18 protein-coding genes are annotated in these 21,882 nt (G+C 32.1%); 5 read left to right on the top strand and 13 right to left on the bottom strand.

Going from position 1 to position 21,882, the window contains the following annotated elements:
* Nucleotides 1–236: 236 nt before the first annotated feature.
* The 3 genes from HPY79_05640 to HPY79_05630 are packed head-to-tail and all read right to left on the bottom strand — an operon-like array spanning nucleotide 237 to nucleotide 3,554.
* A complete protein-coding gene (locus tag HPY79_05640; protein ID NSW45277.1) occupies nucleotides 237–1,721 on the bottom strand; it encodes a DUF4301 family protein in 1,485 nt (494 codons plus the stop codon).
* 25 nt (nucleotides 1,722–1,746) lie between these two features.
* The gene (locus HPY79_05635) at nucleotides 1,747–2,364 is read right to left on the bottom strand and encodes a hypothetical protein (GenBank protein ID NSW45276.1); all 618 of its coding nucleotides are present in this window, start codon (nucleotides 2,362–2,364) and stop codon (nucleotides 1,747–1,749) included.
* Complete coding sequence (locus HPY79_05630) at nucleotides 2,361–3,554, bottom strand: aminotransferase class I/II-fold pyridoxal phosphate-dependent enzyme (protein NSW45275.1); 1,194 nt, start codon at nucleotides 3,552–3,554, stop codon at nucleotides 2,361–2,363. Before HPY79_05630 ends, HPY79_05635 begins: the two co-directional genes overlap by 4 nt.
* 198 nt (nucleotides 3,555–3,752) lie before the next feature.
* Here HPY79_05630 and HPY79_05625 point away from each other — a divergent pair, with 198 nt between their 5' ends.
* The 3 genes from HPY79_05625 to HPY79_05615 all read left to right on the top strand — a co-directional run bounded on the left by HPY79_05625 (nucleotide 3,753) and on the right by HPY79_05615 (nucleotide 7,729).
* On the top strand, nucleotides 3,753–6,194 hold the full coding sequence (locus HPY79_05625) for a TonB-dependent receptor (protein ID NSW45274.1): 2,442 nt from the start codon (nucleotides 3,753–3,755) through the stop codon (nucleotides 6,192–6,194).
* A 105-nt stretch (nucleotides 6,195–6,299) separates the two neighbouring features.
* Nucleotides 6,300–6,893: a hypothetical protein gene (locus tag HPY79_05620; GenBank protein ID NSW45273.1), complete on the top strand. Its 594-nt coding sequence runs from the start codon at nucleotides 6,300–6,302 to the stop codon at nucleotides 6,891–6,893.
* A gap of 101 nt (nucleotides 6,894–6,994) precedes the next feature.
* On the top strand, nucleotides 6,995–7,729 hold the full coding sequence (locus HPY79_05615; GenBank protein NSW45272.1) for a recombination protein O N-terminal domain-containing protein: 735 nt from the start codon (nucleotides 6,995–6,997) through the stop codon (nucleotides 7,727–7,729).
* Between the two features lie 6 nt (nucleotides 7,730–7,735).
* Here HPY79_05615 and HPY79_05610 read toward each other — a convergent pair whose 3' ends face one another.
* Nucleotides 7,736–9,223 (bottom strand): oligosaccharide flippase family protein, encoded by a 1,488-nt coding sequence (locus tag HPY79_05610; protein NSW45271.1) that lies wholly within the window; start codon nucleotides 9,221–9,223, stop codon nucleotides 7,736–7,738.
* Between the two features lie 2 nt (nucleotides 9,224–9,225).
* Nucleotides 9,226–10,341: a glycosyltransferase gene (locus HPY79_05605; GenBank protein NSW45270.1), complete on the bottom strand. Its 1,116-nt coding sequence runs from the start codon at nucleotides 10,339–10,341 to the stop codon at nucleotides 9,226–9,228.
* Between the two features lie 82 nt (nucleotides 10,342–10,423).
* Between HPY79_05605 and HPY79_05600 the strand changes: the two genes are divergently transcribed.
* Complete coding sequence (locus tag HPY79_05600; protein ID NSW45269.1) at nucleotides 10,424–11,131, top strand: DNA alkylation repair protein; 708 nt, start codon at nucleotides 10,424–10,426, stop codon at nucleotides 11,129–11,131.
* 32 nt (nucleotides 11,132–11,163) lie between these two features.
* On the opposite strand, the gene HPY79_05595 is transcribed toward HPY79_05600, so the two are convergent.
* The 8 genes from HPY79_05595 to HPY79_05560 all read right to left on the bottom strand — a co-directional run bounded on the left by HPY79_05595 (nucleotide 11,164) and on the right by HPY79_05560 (nucleotide 19,258).
* Nucleotides 11,164–11,622, bottom strand: a complete 459-nt coding sequence (locus tag HPY79_05595; GenBank protein ID NSW45268.1) for an aspartate carbamoyltransferase regulatory subunit — start codon at nucleotides 11,620–11,622, stop codon at nucleotides 11,164–11,166.
* A gap of 7 nt (nucleotides 11,623–11,629) precedes the next feature.
* Nucleotides 11,630–12,547, bottom strand: coding sequence for an aspartate carbamoyltransferase (gene pyrB, locus HPY79_05590; protein NSW45267.1), 918 nt, complete (start codon nucleotides 12,545–12,547; stop codon nucleotides 11,630–11,632).
* A gap of 8 nt (nucleotides 12,548–12,555) precedes the next feature.
* On the bottom strand, nucleotides 12,556–13,464 hold the full coding sequence (locus tag HPY79_05585) for a hypothetical protein (GenBank protein NSW45266.1): 909 nt from the start codon (nucleotides 13,462–13,464) through the stop codon (nucleotides 12,556–12,558).
* Nucleotides 13,451–14,053 carry a YigZ family protein gene (locus tag HPY79_05580; GenBank protein NSW45265.1) on the bottom strand — a complete coding sequence of 201 codons (603 nt, stop codon included), beginning with the start codon at nucleotides 14,051–14,053 and terminating at the stop codon, nucleotides 13,451–13,453. Before HPY79_05580 ends, HPY79_05585 begins: the two co-directional genes overlap by 14 nt.
* Nucleotides 14,046–14,924 (bottom strand): DMT family transporter, encoded by an 879-nt coding sequence (locus HPY79_05575; protein ID NSW45264.1) that lies wholly within the window; start codon nucleotides 14,922–14,924, stop codon nucleotides 14,046–14,048. The genes HPY79_05580 and HPY79_05575 overlap by 8 nt, the downstream gene beginning before the upstream one ends.
* Nucleotides 14,925–14,975: 51 nt before the next feature.
* Nucleotides 14,976–16,403, bottom strand: a complete 1,428-nt coding sequence (gene dnaA / locus HPY79_05570) for a chromosomal replication initiator protein DnaA (protein ID NSW45263.1) — start codon at nucleotides 16,401–16,403, stop codon at nucleotides 14,976–14,978.
* Between the two features lie 265 nt (nucleotides 16,404–16,668).
* The gene (locus HPY79_05565; GenBank protein NSW45262.1) at nucleotides 16,669–17,985 is read right to left on the bottom strand and encodes an MCE family protein; all 1,317 of its coding nucleotides are present in this window, start codon (nucleotides 17,983–17,985) and stop codon (nucleotides 16,669–16,671) included.
* Between the two features lie 19 nt (nucleotides 17,986–18,004).
* Nucleotides 18,005–19,258 (bottom strand): N-acetylmuramoyl-L-alanine amidase, encoded by a 1,254-nt coding sequence (locus HPY79_05560; GenBank protein ID NSW45261.1) that lies wholly within the window; start codon nucleotides 19,256–19,258, stop codon nucleotides 18,005–18,007.
* Nucleotides 19,259–19,265: 7 nt separating this feature from the next.
* On the opposite strand from HPY79_05560, the gene HPY79_05555 reads away from it, so the two are divergent.
* Complete coding sequence (locus HPY79_05555) at nucleotides 19,266–21,872, top strand: LPS-assembly protein LptD (protein NSW45260.1); 2,607 nt, start codon at nucleotides 19,266–19,268, stop codon at nucleotides 21,870–21,872.
* Nucleotides 21,873–21,882 lie beyond the last annotated feature (10 nt).

Here is a 21,882-nt window from a genome sequence, read left to right as displayed (position 1 = left end):
GTCATATTTCCTGATTTTTCTAATTTCATAACGCTAAAATAACCATTATTTCTGGAATTTTAAATAAAAACATCAATAAGTTATTAACAATCACATATTTGCATGTTAATAGCCTTGCAAAGGACTCAATTTATACTTTTTGAAAGTTATAAAATTATAGCAAAAAAATTATATTAACCAATTTTTAATCAAAAATTAATGCAAATTGGTCAAATTCGAATAGTTGAATATTAAGCTTAACCGTTTAAATGTTGTGGACGCAATAAATCATTGATGGTTTTCACAGGATTGAAAGTTATCATGGGTACTTCAACAAAAATGGTATTCCAAAAAGCCATAGCACCATTCCATAGTCCTGGTAACTCTAATGCTTTAAGCGGTTTGCCATCTTTAGATTTTTGCGAAATAAAACCAGTTTCGTGATCAATAAAATTGAGCAAATTGTATTTTTCGCCCTTATAATTTTTAATTGAACAAACTAAATCAACAGGATTAAAATGCGTTGCTTGTTTAAAAATTTGAGTTTGTTCTGCATTATTAAAATCAACTTGCGAAGATTCTACAATTTGCAACGAAATAGCACCCGTTTTGTCTTTTACCCAAAAAGGTCCGCCACCGGGTTCGCCTTCGTTTTTTACCATTCCACAAACTCGCAAGGGTCTAAACAGCATAGCTTTAATTTGTTCTAGTGTAAAAGCATTAATATCAACGTGGAAATAAGTTTTATAAAAATCCTTTATGGCTGCAATCCTTTCGGGTGTAATTTTATTCTCATCGAACCACTGCTGATAAGTATATAATTTATCTTGAAGAAAAATAAGAAACCCCGCTAAAAGTTTTTTATAACGAATAGTTTCATCTTTTAAACGATCGGGCACTACATTGTCAATATTTTTAATAAAAATCAAATCGGCATCTAACTTGTTCAAATTATGAATCAATGCTCCATGCCCACCCGGACGAAAAACCAATTTCCCATTTTTATCCCTAAACGGATTATTTTCCATATCAACGGCAATGGTATCGGTTGCCGGAGATTGAATAGAATAAGCAATTTCAAATGTAGTTTGATATTCTTTTTCGTATTTTTCGATAGTTTGACTAATACGTGCTTCAAAAGCCGTTCGGTGTTCAGGCGATACCGTAAAATGCAAATAGACTTTTTTGTTTGAATAAGCGTATAATGCTCCTTCGACTAAATGTTCTTCTAGCGAAGTACGATCACCATCGCTGTAACGATGAAATAAGATAAGCGCCTTTGGCAACATACCATAATTCAAACCCTTATGGGTAAGTATAAATTCAACTAGTTTTTTGGCATCCACTTTTTTAATTTCAAATCCTGCTTCTGACAAAAGTTTTTTCAATACATTGTAAAAGGCAAATTTTTCGATATGCTCTATAACTTGCTGAACCGAAGGCAATTGACCTAATGTTTTTTCGTTTTCGATATAGGCATACAAATCTTTGAACATTCGACTTGCAGCTCCAGAAGCCGGAACAAACTTTAAAATTTTATGCTGATGAGTGTATTCGTTATAGAGGTTAATAAAATTTATTTCATTTTCTGCATTTAAAACAAAAATGCCATCACCTAAAGTAGCTGGTTTTGCTAAACATATAAATGGAAAACCTTGACGAAAATAATGGAGTTGTTTTTCAATTTCGTTAATACTTATTCCTTGTTTATTAATTTGTTCTAGATCGTCTTGCCTAAACATAGTTTTTTTTTAGGCAAATTTACATTTATTTTCTTACAAAGCAAAAACGATAAACAATATTCGCCATATAATAAGCGAACCAAACCATAACGGGAGCAACTAATACATCAATCGTATAATGAGCATGTTGAATCAATACCAAGCTTGCTACTAAAAAAGTAATAATCAAATATATCCATTTTACTTTTTTGTTTGGTATTACCATAAAAAACAAAAACATCGAAGCGGTGTGCCCCGAAAAAAACAAATCTTTAAGATTCACATTACCCGAGTAAAATGTACTTTCGAGTACAAAATCCCTCAAAGGAACAATATTAAGCGGAGGTTCGAGCGGAGTAAAATACATGCACGTCATGCGTAACCATAAAATAAACATATAGGTCAATGCTGTAATGATAGTTAAATCGGGCTTACGTAATACATAACCCACACCTAACAAAGTCCCCGAATAGGTCAACATAAAGAGAGGAACCGAAACATTTGACGAAGGCAATAGACTTAAAAAAGGGTCGTTTAATATAACTCCTTGCCGACTCTCAATAAATTGTAAAAAATTATAAATAAAAATTAAAGTAGTAATAAATAATATAAAAACAACGAATATATTAAATTTATAATATTTAAAATATTCTTTCCAAGTCATTTAAGAATTCCTAATTTGTTAGCTACTTTTACACACTTTTCAACAGCTTCGTCAATATGATGTTTTTCGTGCGTTGCCATGAGTGAGAATCGAATCAAGCTATCTTCGGGCTTAACAGCAGGGCTAATAACGGGATTAACAAATACTCCCATATCAGCTAACATTTGAGTAAAAATAAAGGTTTTTTGATCGTCGCGTATATATAAAGGAATAACTGGTGTTTGACTATGTCCAGTATCAAATCCTGCTTTAGACAATACCTTTTTAGCATAATTGGTATTTTCCCAAAGCTTATCAATACGTTGAGGTTCATCACGAATAATATTCAATGCTTCAATCACACTCGCTACCGATGCTGGTGTAAGGCTAGCTGTAAATATTAATGCACGTGAATTATGCTTTACATAGTTAATCAATTCTTTTGAGCCTGCAATAAACCCTCCTACCGTTGCCAACGATTTACTGAAAGTCCCCATAATTAGTTCAACTTCGCCTTCTAAGCCAAAATGATTAACGGTACCAGATCCATTTTTACCTAACACACCTAATCCATGCGCATCGTCCACCATTACCGATGCACCATATTTTTTGGCAATTTCTACAATTTTGGGCAAAGGAGCAATATCTCCTTCCATGCTAAAAACTCCATCGGTAATAATTATTTTTATTTTATCAGCCGGCAAATCTGACAATACATCTTCTAACGATTCGGTATTATTATGTTTGTATTTTAAAACTTTAGAAAAACTCAAACGAGTTCCTTCAATGATGGAGGCATGGTCGGAATCGTCAATAATAATATAATCGTGTCGTCCGGTTAAGCATGAAATAACGCCTTGATTGGTAAGAAAACCAGTAGCAAAAACAAGGGCATCTTCCATATGAACAAATTCGGCCAGACGACGTTCTAATTCAAGATGTAAATCGATCGTTCCATTTAAAAAACGCGACCCGGCACAACCAGTACCATATTTTTCTATTGCTTTAATAGCTGCTTGTTTTATTCGGGGATGACTGGTTAAACCTAAGTAACTGTTTGAACCAAACATTAACATACGTTTACCCTTATATATAACTTCTGGGTCTTGTCCCGATTCAATAGTCTTGAAATAAGGATAAATGCCAGCATTCATAACCTCTTGAGGTGCAGTATAAGCAGCCATCTTTTTTTGCAACAAACTATCTTTCATGAACTTATATATTTCGATTATTTTAAAAATAAGTGCCAAAGATATAACATTTTCTTAACATACCATTTCTAAAAAGATTTAAAGTTGAAAACTTGATTTTTATCATTTTGATATTTAAAAGATTATATTTTTTTTCAACATTCTATTAAACCTTGGGACGTTCTTTACGTCTAAAGGCTTGTTAAAATATAAAACAATATGAAGGTTTCTGTTATTTTTGTCTTGATTTTAATGCATGCTCAATTAGCAATAGCACAAGAACGTCCTAATTTTCAAAATTTTGAAGGCGATATTTCGGGTAAAGTTTTAGATGAACAAAGTAAAAAGCCCATGCCTTATGCTAATATCAGCGTATTTAGAATGAAAGACTCTACCCTTGCAGGAGGAAGTATTACCGACGAAAAAGGTTTTTTTAAAATTGAAAAACTTAAACCAGGTTTTTACAAAATTAAGATTGACTTTATTGGTTACGATCGTTATATAACAACAGCTAAAGTAAATCCTCAAACCCCATCGGTTAATATTGGTACCATCATGCTCAAACCTGCTGTTACGCAATTAGGCGAAGTGGAGGTAAAAAGCGACAAACCCATGGTTGAATTTAAACTGGATAAAAAAGTTATCAATGTTGATAAAAACATTGTTACAAGCGGTGGCAATGCTACCGACATTTTGCGAAACACACCCTCTGTTCAGGTCGATATGGATGGTAATGTAAGCTTACGTGGAAGCACCAACGTCAACATTCTTGTCGATGGTAAGCCCTCAACACTTAGCGCCGGCGACAAAGCTGCCATATTAGAACAAATTCCTGCAAGTACCATCGAACGCATCGAAATCATCACTAACCCATCAGCTAAATACGATCCCGAAGGTATGGCAGGGATATTAAATATTGTAACTAAACAAGAAAAACGACAAGGCATCAACGGACTTGTAACCTTAAACTACGGCACCATGAAAAAATATGGAGGCACACTCAGCATAAACCGAAGAGTGAATAAAACCAATCTGTTTTTTAGTTACGACTATCGAAACGACGACCGCAATGGATACCGCAACCACGACCGATATTTTTATTTTAATGACTCCCTGCTTTCGCATACGATTATTACTTCAACTCGAAACAATCAAAATTATTCGCATAACATAAAAGGAGGTTTCGATTATAATTTCAATCCCTTTAACAGCATTAACTTTACAGCGACCTATAGAGTTGGCGAAAGAAATGGCAATGATTATTCTATTAACAAAGTACTTTCATCAACCAACAGTACAACCCAATATTATCAACGCGATGAAAAATCAACCAACCCATCCAACAACATTGACTTATCGTTAAGCTACAAAAAGAAATTCGAAGAACCCATGCGCGAGTTTACCAGCGATTTATACTTTTCAAGAGGAATATTCAACAATAATGAAAATTATAGTCAATACAATTTTGTACCCATTTATACTACCCCTGCTCAAAAATCAACTAGCAATAATACTTTCACAAATTTAACCTTTCAAAGCGATTATGTACACCCCATTTCAGAAAAAGCACGCTTAGATGCAGGAATTAAGGTCATGATGCGAACAAGCGACGGAAATTATTTCTTTTATAATTTCGATACCCTTGTTACTGACTTTAAAAAAGACACCAATCTTTCCAATCATTTTATTTATAGCGACTATGTTTATGCTAGTTATGCAACACTATCGCAAGAATGGAAAAAATTCAGCATTCAAATAGGATTAAGAGCCGAAGAAACAGTTCAAGACGGAAACCAAAAAACTACAGGATATACTTTCAAACGCGATTATTTTTGCCTATTCCCAAGTACACACATCAGCTATAGCCTTCCACACGACAATAAACTCCAAATAAGCTATAGCCGAAGGATCAATCGCCCCGACCCTCATTCAATCAATCCTTTTATTGACAAATCAGACCCACTCACTTGGCATATGGGCAACCCTGATCTAAAGCCCGAGTATATTAATTCCTACGAATTCGGGCATATTAAAGATTGGAAAAAGCTTTCGCTAACCTCGCAAATTTTCTATAAAACTACCGATAATGTAGTTAGCAGATATCGCAAAACCGATACAACAGGCATTGTAACCGTTTATCCAATCAACATGAGCCAAGCCGAATCTTATGGCTTAGAGTTTATTATAAGTACCCAACCTGTCAAATTTATGCGACTCATGGGAACCTTTTCGTATTACAATACCAAAGTTATTGGTAGCGATGGCGACAACGACCTAACAAACTCCATGCTTTCGTACGATGCCAAATTTAATGCTTCATTCTTTTTGCCCAAAAATTTCTCCATGCAACTCAACGGCATGTTTAACGGTCCTTCGGTGATGGCTCAAGCCACAAGAACCGGTTTTTACACTGTTGATGCCGGACTTAGAAAAGAATTATGGGACAGAAAAGCTTCGTTATCCATACGTTTAAGCGATATTTTCAATACGATGAAGTTCCAAGTTAAAACCGATGACCCAAGCCTAAAAGCAATAATGGAATTTAAACGCGAAACTCGTATTCTGTATATAACCTTTACCTATAAAATCAACGAAGGTATAAAGCAAAAAGAACGTCAACGCCAACAAGAAATGAATATGGAAATGGACATGGGCGAATAATGCCCCATGTTCTATACTCTAATCCTTAAATTTAATGATTGATAAAAAATATTTTTGTCAATTCAAAAATTTATTGTAACTTTCGTTCAATTAAAAATTTAACTTATGAAAACATTGTTACTTACCTTTAGCTTGTTATTTTTTGTTTTTAATTCTTGGTCAAAACCTTCTATACCTATTGACAGTTTAGAAAAACGTCTAAACGTGGTCGAAATGGAATTAAAAGTCTTAAAAACAGTTCCCAACTCATTGGACGAAGATGTATTGATTCAAAACCTGCAAGGAAATCATACCAAAAAAATTAAGGTAATTAAAAACAAAGAAATCCGGAATAACATCGTCAGACAATTACCGCTATCACACAAAATTCTTGTGTTGAGCCCTTTGTTTACCATTTTTTTCATCATGCTCTTACTTTGTATCTTTTTAAAGCGAGGGGGATTTAGCCTACGCGAAGCCTTAGCATCAAAACGCATAAATCCCGAAGGACAATTAACCTATTACCCCTCGGCAAGTAAACTCCTTGCTTTTTTAACCATAATAGTAGGCATAATCTTTGTCAGCTTTATTTTTACTTTTTATCTTTACTTTGCTTTTAAGCAACAACATATTCCTAATTTTCTCGGTCTTTGGCCTATAGCAGTATTTCTTTTTATTGGCATACTCCCCTATCTGTTTCAAAGCATGTTTAAGAAATAACAACATAAAAATATATAAAAAGCAATAAACATTTTATTGTTCATTTTTATTTTTACAAATGAATATTTTATGAGTAGTTATTACTTACTTTTACATCTGTTATGCAACAGACCATTGAAGGTATCATATTAAAACGACTTCCTTACAACGACACATTCAATATACTTTACTTATATACATTAGACTATGGCTTCATGCCTGCAATGATTAAGAAAAAAACTAATCCTAAAAATAATCATGCTGCTTTTATTTTTCCGCTCAATATCATCAATGCCAACATTAAATTAAAACCTCAGAGTGAAATTCAATTTATTTCAAACCTCCATAGCGACTTTCTTTTACTATCTATTCGCGATGACTTTCATAAAATAAGCATTGTACAATTTATGAGTGAGGTTTTATATCAATTATTAAAATACCCTCATTCTGAATATTCACTCTACTCTTTTATCAAAGAGTGGATTATTGAATTAGAACATATACCCAGCGAACAATGTAATAATTATCACTTCATTGCATTAATTAAATTATTAAATTATTTAGGAATTGAACCAGAAAATAATTTTTCAACCAACAATCGATTATTTGACATACCCCATGCCAATTTTACTACTCACAACATTTATACTCATAACAATGAACTTCAGATTTCTGAATTATGGCATATATTTTTATCCCATAAAAATGATGAATTAGCAAAACTTAAAATCAGCAGAAAACTTAAACAATCATTTTTAAATAGCATATTTAGTTATTATCATTACCATTTAGATACAAAATTCAATTTAAATTCATTAGAAACACTAAACGCTATATATGAAAACCTACCTTTTTAAACACTTTTATTTTAGTATCTTATTTCGTAACCAGCTCCAATAAATATTTATGCGTTGATTAACATCAGCAGAAATATTAAATAAAAAGACTAATGGAGCATATATTATAGCCAAAACAATGCTTCGAACTAAAATATCGAAATAAAATGGTTTTATTTCAGGAATTGCATATGCCGCAAAATAAGCTATTAACCCAATTAAAATAGTCAACAAAAACTTATAATCGAAAGGCTGCATCTTATATTTAAATAGTAAAAAAAGCCAACGAATAAGATTAAATAATAAAAGCGATAAGGCACTGGCAAAAGCAGCTCCCGTAATACCATGTAAAGGAATAAAAATAGCATTGGTAGCAATTATAATTAAAACAAATATTAACATAAATAAGCTTTGAGCTTTATAGTAAGGCGATGTTCCAATAATGGTATTATTAATACCCGTAGCCATATCGATAAAACTACCTAAACAAATCCAAAACACTACCCATTGAATATGAGCATATTTAGAGGGCAAAAACATCAACAATGCATCAATATTAACCCAAATACCCAAAAATAAGATGAGCGAAAATAACAATTGGTTAATACAACTTTTGTAATAAATTTGATAAATAGTTACTGTGTCGTTATTTTTCCATGATTCTGCAACAACCGTTGAAGAAATCTTTGTAAGTGCTCTTGATGGCATAGTAATAATAACACCAAAGAAAAATGCTATGGAATAAAGACCCGTTTGACTTAAATCGAGATATTGCTGAATCATTATTTTATCGATATTGGCAACTATTGTACTTGAAAATACAGTTATTATACCAAATAAACTTACCGACCACATTTCTTTTTTAAGTTTAGGAGATATAAAATTGGGTTCCATTTTGAAACTCAACTCTTTTTCTTTATAAAGTAAATAAAATAAAATTAATGTAGGAATCGACAATGCCAAAACATATAACAATACAAATAAATCAAATGAAAACTGTAGCCATATATATAACCCAATAGCAATAATAATAAAAATTCGCTGCAACACTTCTTTCAAAAAAGTACCTCTAACACTTTTATATAAAACACGCGAATAAGTATCAAGTGAATTAAAAAATAACGTTGATACAATTAAAGGAATAACATACATACCTAAATGCCTAAATAATCGATTACCTTCGTCATTATTAGAAAGCAATGGAAATATTACGATAAAAATTAATATGGACAAAAATAAACCAATAATTAAAACTTTTGTCATTATTGAGAAAAAGCCATGATGACCACTTGCTTTATCTCTAAAATATGGAAATAGACGTATAGTTATATTATCAAACCCCAAATTAGCAAGCTGAGCAAAAAGTAACGAATAAGCCACTAAAATGTTTAACAAACCAATTTGTTCTGGTGTAAAAAACCAAGCCAACAAAATAAGATTGGTAAACACTCCTAAACCTGCACCCAAATAGGTGTAAATAGTGCCCTGTATAGTTTGTTTGCGAATAACTCCCACAATTATAAGTTTAAGAATTTTATTATTTTTTCAACCTGCAATTCATTTGAGAACAAAGATAACATATCTTTACGGTTACGCATATTATTTTCGGTAAAAGGTTCTAGCATCAAACCATCTATATACTGTATTATAGTTTCAGCATCATTGGCTATATGGCATAACGACTCTAAGCCCGAATTTAAAACCACAGCTTCGTTGCAAATACAATGACGTCCATGAAATAAAACATTCAGTAGCTTTAGCTTCATTCCTTGCGGTAAAAACGAATGTACCACATGAACTTGAGCATTGGCAATCAAATCCTGCATTTTCTCGAAAGACGGATTCGCTATTAACTGTATATTTTTATGCTTTTGAATATGCAAAATCAATTTTTGAGAAGGATTTTTACCTGCAATAATAACCTTATGCTTAATTTTTGACAAAACATTATTGATTAGCCATTGCAAAGAATGAATATTTTCTGAAACAGATAAATCGCCGTGTACAAGCACATAATCAGCTTTTCCTTCTTTAATTTCAACTTTTTGAAAAGGATGAAACGGAGTAACCAATTGGGTATTTGTATTCAATGCTGAAAAATAATCGTTATCACGTTGCGAAATGGCAAGAATACCTTTTGCTTTCTTTAAAACCTGTTCGTATGATTTCAATTTTTTAGCTTCCAGCGAAAAATAATTTTTTTTTACAATATTAGTTTCAGTTGCTTTTAAACCTTCGTAATATGCATGCTCTATATTGTGAGTTCTGACATAAAAATCGTTGTTTCTGCATTGATCAGCAAAAAGCGGAAAAGTGCAATGCAAACCTTCTGCCAAAATTGGGATATCAGTATATTGATTCAAATTATCAATCAATAAGCGATTACTCCTTGTTTTTACTATAAAAGGTAACTTCGAAAACTGATATATGAACGATTTGGAGCGAGGATAATAATAAACATGCTCGCACAATGCTTCTAATTCGGGCGATGTGCCTCTGCCATAGTCAAAACAATGAAGTATTACCGCAATTCTGGCTTCTTTTAACGCTTTAATTTTATAAAAAACATCGATAACACCGCCATAATCGGCAGGATAAGGAACATTGAACGCTATGATTTGAATTTGCTTCACTGGCAAAATAACGACAAAACTACATTTTTATTCTATTCTATGCAATTTTAGTTTTTTTATTATTTTTGAAGAAAATATAACGATGGAAAATATCATTCAAAAAGTTCATCAGGAATTAATAAGGCATAGCAGCCCCAATGTTAAACAAGGAACTTTTAGGTATTTTAAAGAATCCATTAAACCCTATGGGGTAAAAGCCACAGACACCATAAAAATAAGCAAAGAGCTTTATAAAGAAATTAAGCATTTAGAGAAAATTGAAATTTTTCAACTTTGTGAAGAACTATTTAAATCGGGTTATCTCGAAGCCTCCTTTATTGCATGCCAGTGGTCGTATAATGTTCACAAAAAGTATATGCCTGCCGATTTTGAAATATTTGAACAATGGATAAAAAAATATGTCCATAATTGGGCTACCTGCGATACCTTATGCAATCATACCGTTGGCACTTTTTTAGAAATGTATCCCGAATTTATTAGTCGGCTTAAAACGTTTACCCAATCCGAAAACCGTTGGGTAAAAAGAGCCTCGGCAGTAAGCCTTATTATACCGGCTAAAAAAGGCATGTTTCTCAACGATATATTCGAAATTGCCAATATGCTTTTATTAGACAAAGATGATATGGTACAAAAGGGGTATGGTTGGATGTTAAAAGTCGCTTCATTAGCTCATCAACAAGATATTTTTGAATTTATTATACAAAGAAAACATATTATGCCTCGAACCGCATTACGATATGCAATTGAAAAAATGCCGGAAGAACTTAAAAAGAAAGCTATGTCGAAATAAAAAAATGGGAACTCAAAGCTCCCATTTCATTGTTATTTCATTTCAAAATGATCTTGGTCGGTAATTTTTTCGCAGTATTTACATTTTAAAGCAACATTTTTCTTATCAATCACCTCAAATTTAGTTTTTACTTGCTCAAAATTGGTGATACATTTAGGATTCATGCATTTAACAATCCCTTCGATGTAATCGGGTACCTGAACTACCTTTTTTTCAACAACATTGTAATTGCGAATAATATTAATTTTGGCTTCAGGTGCAAAAAGAGCAATTTTATTTAAATCGTTATCGCTCGGAAATTTGTCTGATATTTTAATAATTCCCTTTTTACCCAACTTTTTACTTTCCAAATTTGACCCAATGGTTATAGGTGTTTCAATTTTGTTTAAATCGAGAATAGAAATTACTTTGAATAAGCTTTTGGCGGGAATATGATCGATAACCGTACCGTCTTTAATAGCACTAACTACAAGTTCTTTTTTAGGTTCCATAGTAAAATTAATTTTTAAGTCCAAGAATCAATGAAATAATAGCCATACGGGTATAAACCCCATTCAAAGCCTGTTGAAAATAATAAGCCTTATCGGTATCGTCCACATCAACACTGATTTCGTTTACACGTGGCAGTGGGTGCAATACTTTTAGGTTGGGCTTGGTATCGACAAGCATCGAAGCATCTAACACATAAGCATTTTTAACTTTTTCGTATTCAATTGGGTCTGAAAAACGCTCACGTTGAACTCGTGTAACGTAAACGATATCAGAATCTTTTAAAACACCCGATAAGTCATTATATTCATGATATTTAATATTATGCTTCTTGAGCATCAGTTTATATTCATTAGGCAATTTCAATGATTCGGGCGAAACTAAATTGATGGTAGGATTAAAATTAGCCATTGCTTGTATCAGCGAGTGTACGGTACGGCCATATTTTAAGTCTCCCACAAAAGTAAGTGTCAAATTGTCTAAACGGTGTTGTGTTTCTTTAATGGTAAATAAGTCTAACAAGCATTGTGTTGGGTGTTGATTGGCTCCATCGCCAGCGTTTACGATAGGCACAGGCGACACTTCGCTTGCCCAGCGAGCACTTCCCTCAATAGGATGACGCATTACAATCAAATCGGAATATTGAGCCACTGTAAGAATGGTATCTTTGAGCGATTCCCCTTTTTGAACACTCGATGAACCAGGGTCTGAAAAACCTATAATTCGTCCACCCATTCGCTGAACAGCACTTTCAAAACTCAAGCGAGTACGGGTCGAAGGTTCAAAAAATAGCGTTGCAACGACCTTACCATTTAGTAAATTTTGGTACTCTTTGGGATTTTTCTGAAATATTTCAGCCCATTCGAGTACTTTAAAATAATCCTCTTTGGTGTAATCATGAATTGAAATTAAACTTTTGTTTTTCATTGCTTAAATTATTTTGATTTTAAATATTTATTATTTATTGTTTTTATAGCCTCGTACAAACATTTCAAATCATTCATATCAATTTTTTCAACTTGCTGATGATTATTAGCACAAGCAATACCCAAAAAAATCCAATCAATAGGGTATGGACTTCGATGAATATAAGCGCCATCGCTTATTCCATAATCCTCTACTTCAATTTGATGTGGAATATTATGTTCATTGATAATTTCTTTTATCTGTTCTACCCAACGTTGTGGAGGTAAATAACGATCTTTAAGCGATAATACCACTCCATTACCTAATCGTATTCCTTCGGTTTCAAATGTTGTATCAACAATAACTGTTTTTTCAATTTTATATTTTTCATATAAAATACGCGAAGCTTTTTCGACACTACCTCCACTCGATTCTTCATTAGAGCTAATAACAATGCAGATATCATCGGTTTCTGAATACAATTGCATTAACAAAGCAATTCCTATTCTATTGTCTAACGAATTTGAATACAAAAAATTTTCTTTTATTTCAAAATGTGGTAAAAAAGTAAAAGTAGTACCTCTTTCAAATTCAAAATCGTTTTTTATCAAATAAACATGATTGGTTTCGTCAAAATAAACTTCTACGATCCTTCCATCTGAACTTCTTATTAAAGTATTGTCGCTTATTTCTGGGCTACCCAATGCTAACAAACGTTTATTATATTGTAATATAAAACCAACACTGTCGGCATGGGCGATAAAAGCAATATTAGGTTTGCCTTTATATACAACTAAAGTATTACTAACACTTGTATCTAATTGAGCATCTGACTTTGTTTTTAAAAACCACTGATATAAAAAAGTAATAATGTTTTTTTCATAACCCGATGGAGCATGAATAGCACAAAGTTCTTCTATAATTTTATAAAGATTCATTCCAAACTTTACATATATTTTTTAATTCAGTTTCAATTTGTTTATAATAACTTAATTCAACTTCAAAATCAATTGCACAATCTATATCGAGTACTTGTTTTAGTATATTACAATGATATTTTTTTAATATATTCATAATTTTACTTAAACTTTCGTATGAAAAAGCTATATTCACCACTTTAGTAATAGTTTTTTCGACCATATGGGCATTTTGAACAGCTTCAATCGAGGCCAATTTGTATGCATTTATCAATCCTGGTACACCTAATTTAACCCCTCCAAAGTAGCGAACTACCACAATCATAACATTTAATAAATCGTATTTTTTTAATACATAGTAAATCTGTATTCCGGCAGAATTGGATGGCTCGCCATCGTCGCTCCAATGTTCTACAATTTGCAGTTGTTCGTTTAAATATCGATATGCGTAACAATGATGATTGGCATCCGCATATGCCGTTTTAATAGACATTAATTCTTGCTTTGCATCTTTTTCGTTTTTAATAAATTTCGTAATAGCTATAAATTTGCTTTTTCGATCTTTAAAAATCCCTGTCGATTCAGATAATATGGTTAAATATTTATGCATGCTGTGAAGTCATTAAAATAATAGCCACAATAGCAAAAACAAAACCAAGCCAATTTATTTTTAATAACTTTTCTTTAAATAATGTAAAACCTATTAATACAGACAATACAACGATACCAAGGTTTACTACCCCAAAAACCAACGAACTATCTAAACCGCTAAAATAAAGTGCTTTAATTAAAAAATATAAGGAGCCAAAATTGCATAATCCTAATATTACACCACCAATATAGTTTTTTATATTTTTGAAATAAGGTATAAAATTTTTTTGTGTTAATCCATAAAAAAATGAGGCTACAAACGAACAAAAAAACAATGAAGAAGTAAACAATGAGGCATCTTTTACATCGATATAAGCATTTTGAATAAATTTAACCAATGAATCGCTTATACCAAGTCCAAGAAAAAGCAACAACGGCATAAATGTTATCCACCATTTTTTCATAATTTTATCATTATTAGGTTCCGTTTTAACCAACAAAAATATGGCAAGAATTGCAAGCATTATACCTAATAACTTAAAAATACTCAAGAACTCATTATCATATATAATAGAGAAAACCACTGGTATTACAACTGACATTTTGGAAGCGATCGTAGTGATACTAACCCCTATATTTTGCGTTGAATATTTAATTAATAAAAAGGTAACCAGAAGTAATATACCAATAAAAATTGCAAACACCAACCATGAGCTATACAAAACTTCGGGTATTTTGGTATAATTAGCATTAAATATAAAACCACAAGTACCAGCAGTTAAATAATTTATAACGATAGCATGATAAGTATTAACTGAAAATGAAGGGAATAGTTTAAAAAGGATAAAAATAAATGCAGATGAAAAAATCGCCAAAAATAAAAAAATCATTTCGCTCTAAGATTAAAAAAAAAGCAGGAATTCCCTGCTTTTTTTTGATTATTACATTTTAAGTTTCTTTTCAATTTCTTCAACATACTGTTTAAATTTCTTATCGGTTTCCATCAAATTCTGTACTGTACGACATGCATGTAGTACAGTTGCATGATCTTTACCACCAATAATAGACCCGATAACGGCCAATGAATTTTTAGTAAAGTTTTTTGCAAAAAACATGGCTACTTGTCGTGCTTGAACTATTTCACGCTTACGTGTTTTAGATTTTAATGATTCTACAGGAATACTAAAATAATCGCATACAACTTTTTGAATATAATCAATTGATACTTCGCGTTTAGTACTCTTAACAATTTTATCAATTATTTGTTTAGCGAGATCGATGGTTATTTCTTTTTTGTTTAATGTAGATTGAGCAAGAATAGAAATTAATGCGCCTTCCATTTCTCTAATATTAGTACTAATGTGCGATGCAATATATTCTAACACTTCTTCTGGAATTTCTATACCATCGTTGTATGTTTTACGTTTCAGAATTGCCAAACGTGTTTCAAAATCTGGAACTTGTAAATCGGCAGCTAATCCCCATTTAAAACGCGACAACAATCGTTGTTCAAAACCTTGTAATTCAACAGGAGGTTTATCGGCTGTAAAAATTAGTTGTTTATTCGATTGGTGTAAGTGATTAAAAATATGGAAGAAAATATCTTGTGTTTTTTCTTTTCCTGCAAAATCGTGAATATCATCTATGATGAGCACATCCATCATTTGGTAAAAATGTATAAAGTCGTTACTGTTATTGCTCCGAATAGCCTCCATAAACTGAGTAACAAATTTATGTGCTTGAACATAGAGAACTATTTTATCGGGGAACCGTTTTTTAACTTCAATACCAATAGCTTGCGACAAATGCGATTTACCAAGTCCATTAGCACTATATATAAATAATGGATTAAAAGCAGTTCCACCTGGATTGCATGCTACTGCATAACCAGCAGAACGAGCCAAACGATTGCAATCGCCTTCAATAAAATTATCAAAAGAATATTCTGGGTTTAATTGAGGATCAATGTTCAGTTTTTTTATTCCTGGTAGTATAAAAGGGTTCTTAATATTCTTTTCTTCTACATTAATGGGTATAGGTACATTTTGATTGGCTATTTCAGCTTTGTTTTTAGTTGGGAGTTTTACAGTAAATGGCTTAGACGATGCTAAGTTATTATCCATCACAATATTATATTCTAACTTTGCATCTTCGCCAATCTCTTTTCGTAAAATTTTGCTTAGTAAATCGATATACTTTTCTTCTATGTATTCATAGAAAAAAGAACTAGGTACTTGAATGGTAAGAATATTATTTTCGAGCTTTAAAGGAACAATAGGTTCAAACCAGGTTTTAAAACTGATAGGTTTTACATTGTCACGAATCACCTTCAAGCAATTATTCCAAACTTCAATATGACTTTTGTTCATCTGTTCCAATTATTTAGCTATTTTAATTTTCTCGATTTTTCAAAATACAATATTGTGAAAAAAAAAGTTTAGAAAAAAATTTTTTAGGTATTGTATATAATTTTTTTTTTCATATATGAGCAGGCAAGTTTTATAGTTCATTCGTCAAAAAAACATTTTTAAAGTTTAACATATTTTTATATTTATCAACAAATATTTGTTGACAAATATAAAGTTTGTTTTTCAATGTACAAAGGAATTCAAGCCTTTTTTGACGAATTTTTATTTATTTTTCTAATTGGCTTGAATCATTTACCATATTACTATTTAATCGGTTTAGAAAAATCTTATTGCCTTTAAATCCAACAATAAAAGCACCTGGGAACTTTTCGATGATAGCTAAACGAGTTTGCTCAGCTTCTTGTTTTGAATTAAAGCTTCCAATAGTATATTTATACCAACCTTCGGCATATGTTTCATTTACATTATCCATTCCTTTGAATTCTTTTGAATTTAAAGGTATAGGTACTTTGGAACTTTTTATTTGAATTCGGTAAGAAAAAGTAGTATCTCCTTTATTTTCATTTGATTCTTTTTTTAATTTTTTACGATTTTTATCGTTATCTTCTAAAATAACGGTTCTGCCAAAATCGAAGAGACTAAAATGCACATATCGCTTTGGATTTTCGCGTAAATCGCGTAATAACAGATCAAGATTTTTAGATGAGTTCTCTAAATTTGTATATAATTGTTCATTATGAATTAACATACCAAGCGATCCTTCGCCTCTATTAATTTTTTCGAGTATAACAGTAGCATCTTGTAAAGCTTTATTGGCATTAATAATAGTTTGTTTAACATTGGCTTGCTGTAAAGAATCAGAGAAGGCCGATAAGTTTTTCATTACATTTGTAATTAACTCGTTATTGTTTCTAAAATTTTCGGTAATCGATTCTATATTGGCTATGATACGAGTTAAAGCATATTTTTCACTCTGAACCAATGTGTCTAATGATATTGAAGTACGTTCGAGACTCTCAACAGTTGCTCTAATACTTTCGAACGAACGCGACAAATTATAACGTGTTTGTTTATCAAATATGCTTTGTACGACTGTCATTACCGAATCGATTGATTTAATTAAGTCTTCAGCTTTTTTCTTTAAAGGTAAAACCTGAGCACTTACCTGTGTTTTTAAATCGGCTTCAATAGAAGATAGTAAAGTATCATTGGGACGATAATATTTCTTTGAACGACCTTGTATTAAATGAATAGCCCTTGAACCCATTAAATCGGCACTAAAAATTTCGGCTATAGTTGAATCATGAATTAAAAAGCTTTTATCAATCTTTAATTCTACTACAATATTATTATTAGTATCATTTAAGAAATGAATATCACTTACAGTTCCAACTTTAATTCCATTTACTAATACGGGTGCCGAAATAGCTAATCCATCTACACGACTGTAAACAGCATAATAAGTATATGTTTTTTCGAATAAATCTTTCCCTTTTAGGAACGTGTATCCCCAAATAAAAAAAGCGATGGCTGCTACTACAACCACACCAACCTTAACCTCTTTTGCTACTTTAAGTCCCATATCAAATCAAGATGTAAAGTTAGTTTTTTGTTTGTTTGATTGCATCGCTAAGCTGAATTTTTTTACCATTTTTAGTAGCAACGATAAAAGCATCGGGATATTGCTTTTTCACTTCTTTCTGTTTATCAATAATTTCTGCATAGGTTTTGAGGGGACCATACAAATACTTATACAAATTATCCCATTTCATCTCAGTTACAGGTTCTATGGCAAACTTTTGAATAGGTATTTTTTTGTCCGATGAAGCAAGTTGTACCCAAAATAGAATGGTATCACGAACTGCATTGTTTACAAGTTTTTCAGCAATTTTTTGGAAATCGTTATTAACTTCATTAATAACTGAGTCTTTAACTTCATGTTTAGGTTTGTTAACAGTAGGTGTATAGTTTTGCTTTTGTATAGTATCTTTTGGAATTATTTTAATGTGTTCTATTATTGTATCTTCTTTTTCAATAACTTTGGGCAAATCGTCCGTGGTTAATAATGTATATTTTTTACCTTCTAACTGACCTTTATATTTACTAAACGAGTTAAATAATGATTTAGCTATAAGCCAATGATTTTTTTCTTTTGCTAAATATTTGGCATCTTCTGGATTACTAATAAAGCCTACTTCGGTCAACACACTGGGCATGGCAGTTTTCCATAAAACCAAAAAACCAGCTTGTTTCACTCCTCTATCTTCGCGATTGATTTTTCGATATTCTTCTTGAATCAAACTCGAAAAAGTCAAACCTAAATCGAGGTTTGCATTCTGGTACAACGAAAAAATAATATACGCTTCGGGCGAATGAGGATCAAAACCTTCGTATTGATTTTTGTAGTCGTCTTCTTTTAAAATAACAGCGTTTTCGGTCATAGCAACATCTAAATTGCCATTCGATTTTGACAAGCCCATTACATACGTCTCGGCACCACTGGGGTCGGGCTTTTTATTGCTATTAACGTGAATAGAAATAAAAAGATCGGCTTTTGCATTATTGGCAATCTTAGCACGTTTAAAAAGTTCAATAAACTCATCGGTACTACGGGTATAAACAACTTTTACGTCAGGAAAGTGTTTTTTTATTAGTTCACCTAATTTAAGTGCTATAGACAGTGTTATATCTTTTTCTTTCAAATTATTACCAACAGCACCAGGGTCTTTACCTCCATGTCCAGCATCAATTACAATCGTTTTAAGTGCTACGGTATTAACCTGAGCAACTAACTCATTATTAAAACTATAAACTATTAACAAGCTAACAAAAACAATATGTTTATACCATCTCATTAAAAAAATGATTAGTTTTGAGGCTTCAAAAATTAAACCATCATTGCACAAAGATAGTATATTCATACGAAAGTATAAATTTTTTTTCGTTGGCATTATATCGCTGGCTTTCATGCATATTTCAAACGCTCAAAATTATAATGACAGTCTTAAAATATCCGTTGATACAACTAAAAAAGATAGTTTAAAGGTTGGAGTTAATAAAAAAAAATTCAAACTTGAGGCTCCCGTTAATTATTCATCAGAAGACTCATTAGTAATGGATTTAACGCAAAAAAAAGCATACCTATATAATAAATCTACTATTCAATATCAAGAAACCGAATTAAAATCGCATTATATCGAAATCGATATGAGCCAAAATGAGGCATTTGCCAAAGGACAAATAGATTCTACCGGCAAAGAAATTGATAAGCCCAATTTTAAAGATGGCTCTGAAAATTTTGAAGCCAAGACACTCCGATATAACTTCAATACCAAAAAAGGTATCATTACCGATGTTACTACCGAGCAATCGGGCGGCTACTTATACGGGTCTAAAACCAAAAAATTCGAAGATAACCACGTTTGTCTTACCAACGCTCATTATACAACTTGCAACTTAGAACATCCTCATTTTTATATCACTCTTTCAAAAGCTAAAGTCATTCCCAACGATAAAATTGTTTCAGGACCAGCTTATCTGGTAATTGAAGACGTCCCCATACCACTGGGAATTCCATTTGGCTTTTTCCCAAACAAAAAAGGGAATAAGTCGGGTGTATTAATTCCCGAATACGGCGAAGAAGAACAGCGAGGTTTTTTTCTGCGTAATGGTGGATACTATTTTGCTATTAGCGATTATATGGATTTGTCTGTAATTGGCGAAGCTTATACCAAAGGTTCTTGGGGAGCAAGCCTTTTGTCGAACTATAAAAAAAGGTATAAATATACCGGTAATTTTAATTTTTCTTATAGCAACATCATTGTCAGCGAAAAGGGATTACCTAATTATCAAAACAATAAAGCTTACTACATTCGTTGGAATCATTCACAGGATTATAAAGCCCATCCCTTTCACAGCTTTTCGGCTAATGTAAATATAGGCTCACAAACATATAATCGCTACAATATGTATAGCTATCAAAACCGCTTACGCAGCGAAATGCAATCGAGTGTATCGTATCGTCAGCAATGGCCAAACTCTCCGTTCAACCTTTCGGCAAACCTACGTCATAGCCAAAATTTTACCGATAGTACCATAACATTACAATTGCCCGATATATATTTTAGTATGTCGCGAAAAACATTATTAAAAAAAATAGGTATTTCATACAGCTCGAATTTCCAAAATAGCATACAGGCAAAAGAAAAAAATATTTTAACCGAACAAACCTTACATCAAATGCGAAATGGCATAAAACACAGTGTCCCTGTTTCTGCTAATTTTAAGCTTTTAAAATATTTTAATTTAAACCCATCGCTCACCTATACCGAACGCTGGTATTTATCAACCATAAACAAAGAATGGGTACCTACTCAAATTAGTGGAAACGATACTATTTTTGCTCACTTAGCTATAGATACCATCCAAAAACCTGCCCGTTCGGGCGACTGGTCTTTTTCATTGCCACTTTCTACACAAATCTATGGATTTTATTTACCCAAAAACCAAAACATCCGATTTAAAGGGCTACGTCATTTAATGACCCCTACAGTAAGTTTTTCATATCGTCCGGATTACACCCGTCTTTATTACAAAACTACCCAAAAAGATATTAGTGGAAATACAGAAACCTATTCTATTTTTCAGAATGGAATCTTTGGTTCACCTCCATCAGGAAAATATGGAATGCTAAACTTTTCGCTCAACAATCAATTTGAGATGAAGATGAAATCGAAAAACGATACTGCCAATAAAATTAACAAAATCACATTATTAGACCAGCTATCCATCAATTCGAGTTACAACTTAGCACTCGATTCACTTAATTGGCAGCCCATACAAATTCAGGCAAGAACTATGCTATTTAAAATGTTAAATATTTATGCTAATGCAACTTACAATGTTTATACTTTCGATAGTTTAGGCAGATATATCAATACGTTTGAATACAACCGAAGCAAAAAACTGGCTAATCTTATCCAAGCAAGTATTTCGTCGAGTGTTTCTATCAATTCCGATGGCTTTACAAATAACAAAGTAGCCCAAACAACTGAAATTGCACGACAAGCAGCAGTTGCTGCAGGACTACCCGACGATTATATGAATTACTACGTTGACTTTAAAATTCCATGGACCTTACAAGTATCATATAGCTTAAATCAATCTAATTCGTTTAATGTTCAAAGTCAGAAGTTAGAACCACGTACCATTCAAACGTTAAGCTTTTCGGGCGACGTAAGTCTTACGCAAAAATGGAAAATTTCGTTCTCGTCAGGATATGATTTCATCAGTAAAAAATTCACTTATACCAATTTGAATATTTATCGCGACTTACATTGCTGGGAAATGCGTCTTTCGTGGATTCCATTTGGAACATACCGAAGCTATAGTTTTCAAATAAATGTAAAATCGTCGGTATTGCAAGATTTGAAATTGGCTCGTAAACGTCCATTCTTAGATAATTTTTAGAACATAAATT

The organism is Bacteroidales bacterium (assembly GCA_013314715.1).
Taxonomy (GTDB): domain Bacteria; phylum Bacteroidota; class Bacteroidia; order Bacteroidales; family GWA2-32-17; genus Ch61.
The sequence above is the reverse complement of the archived record's forward strand: the minus strand, read 5'-3'. Positions and strand labels throughout refer to the sequence as shown.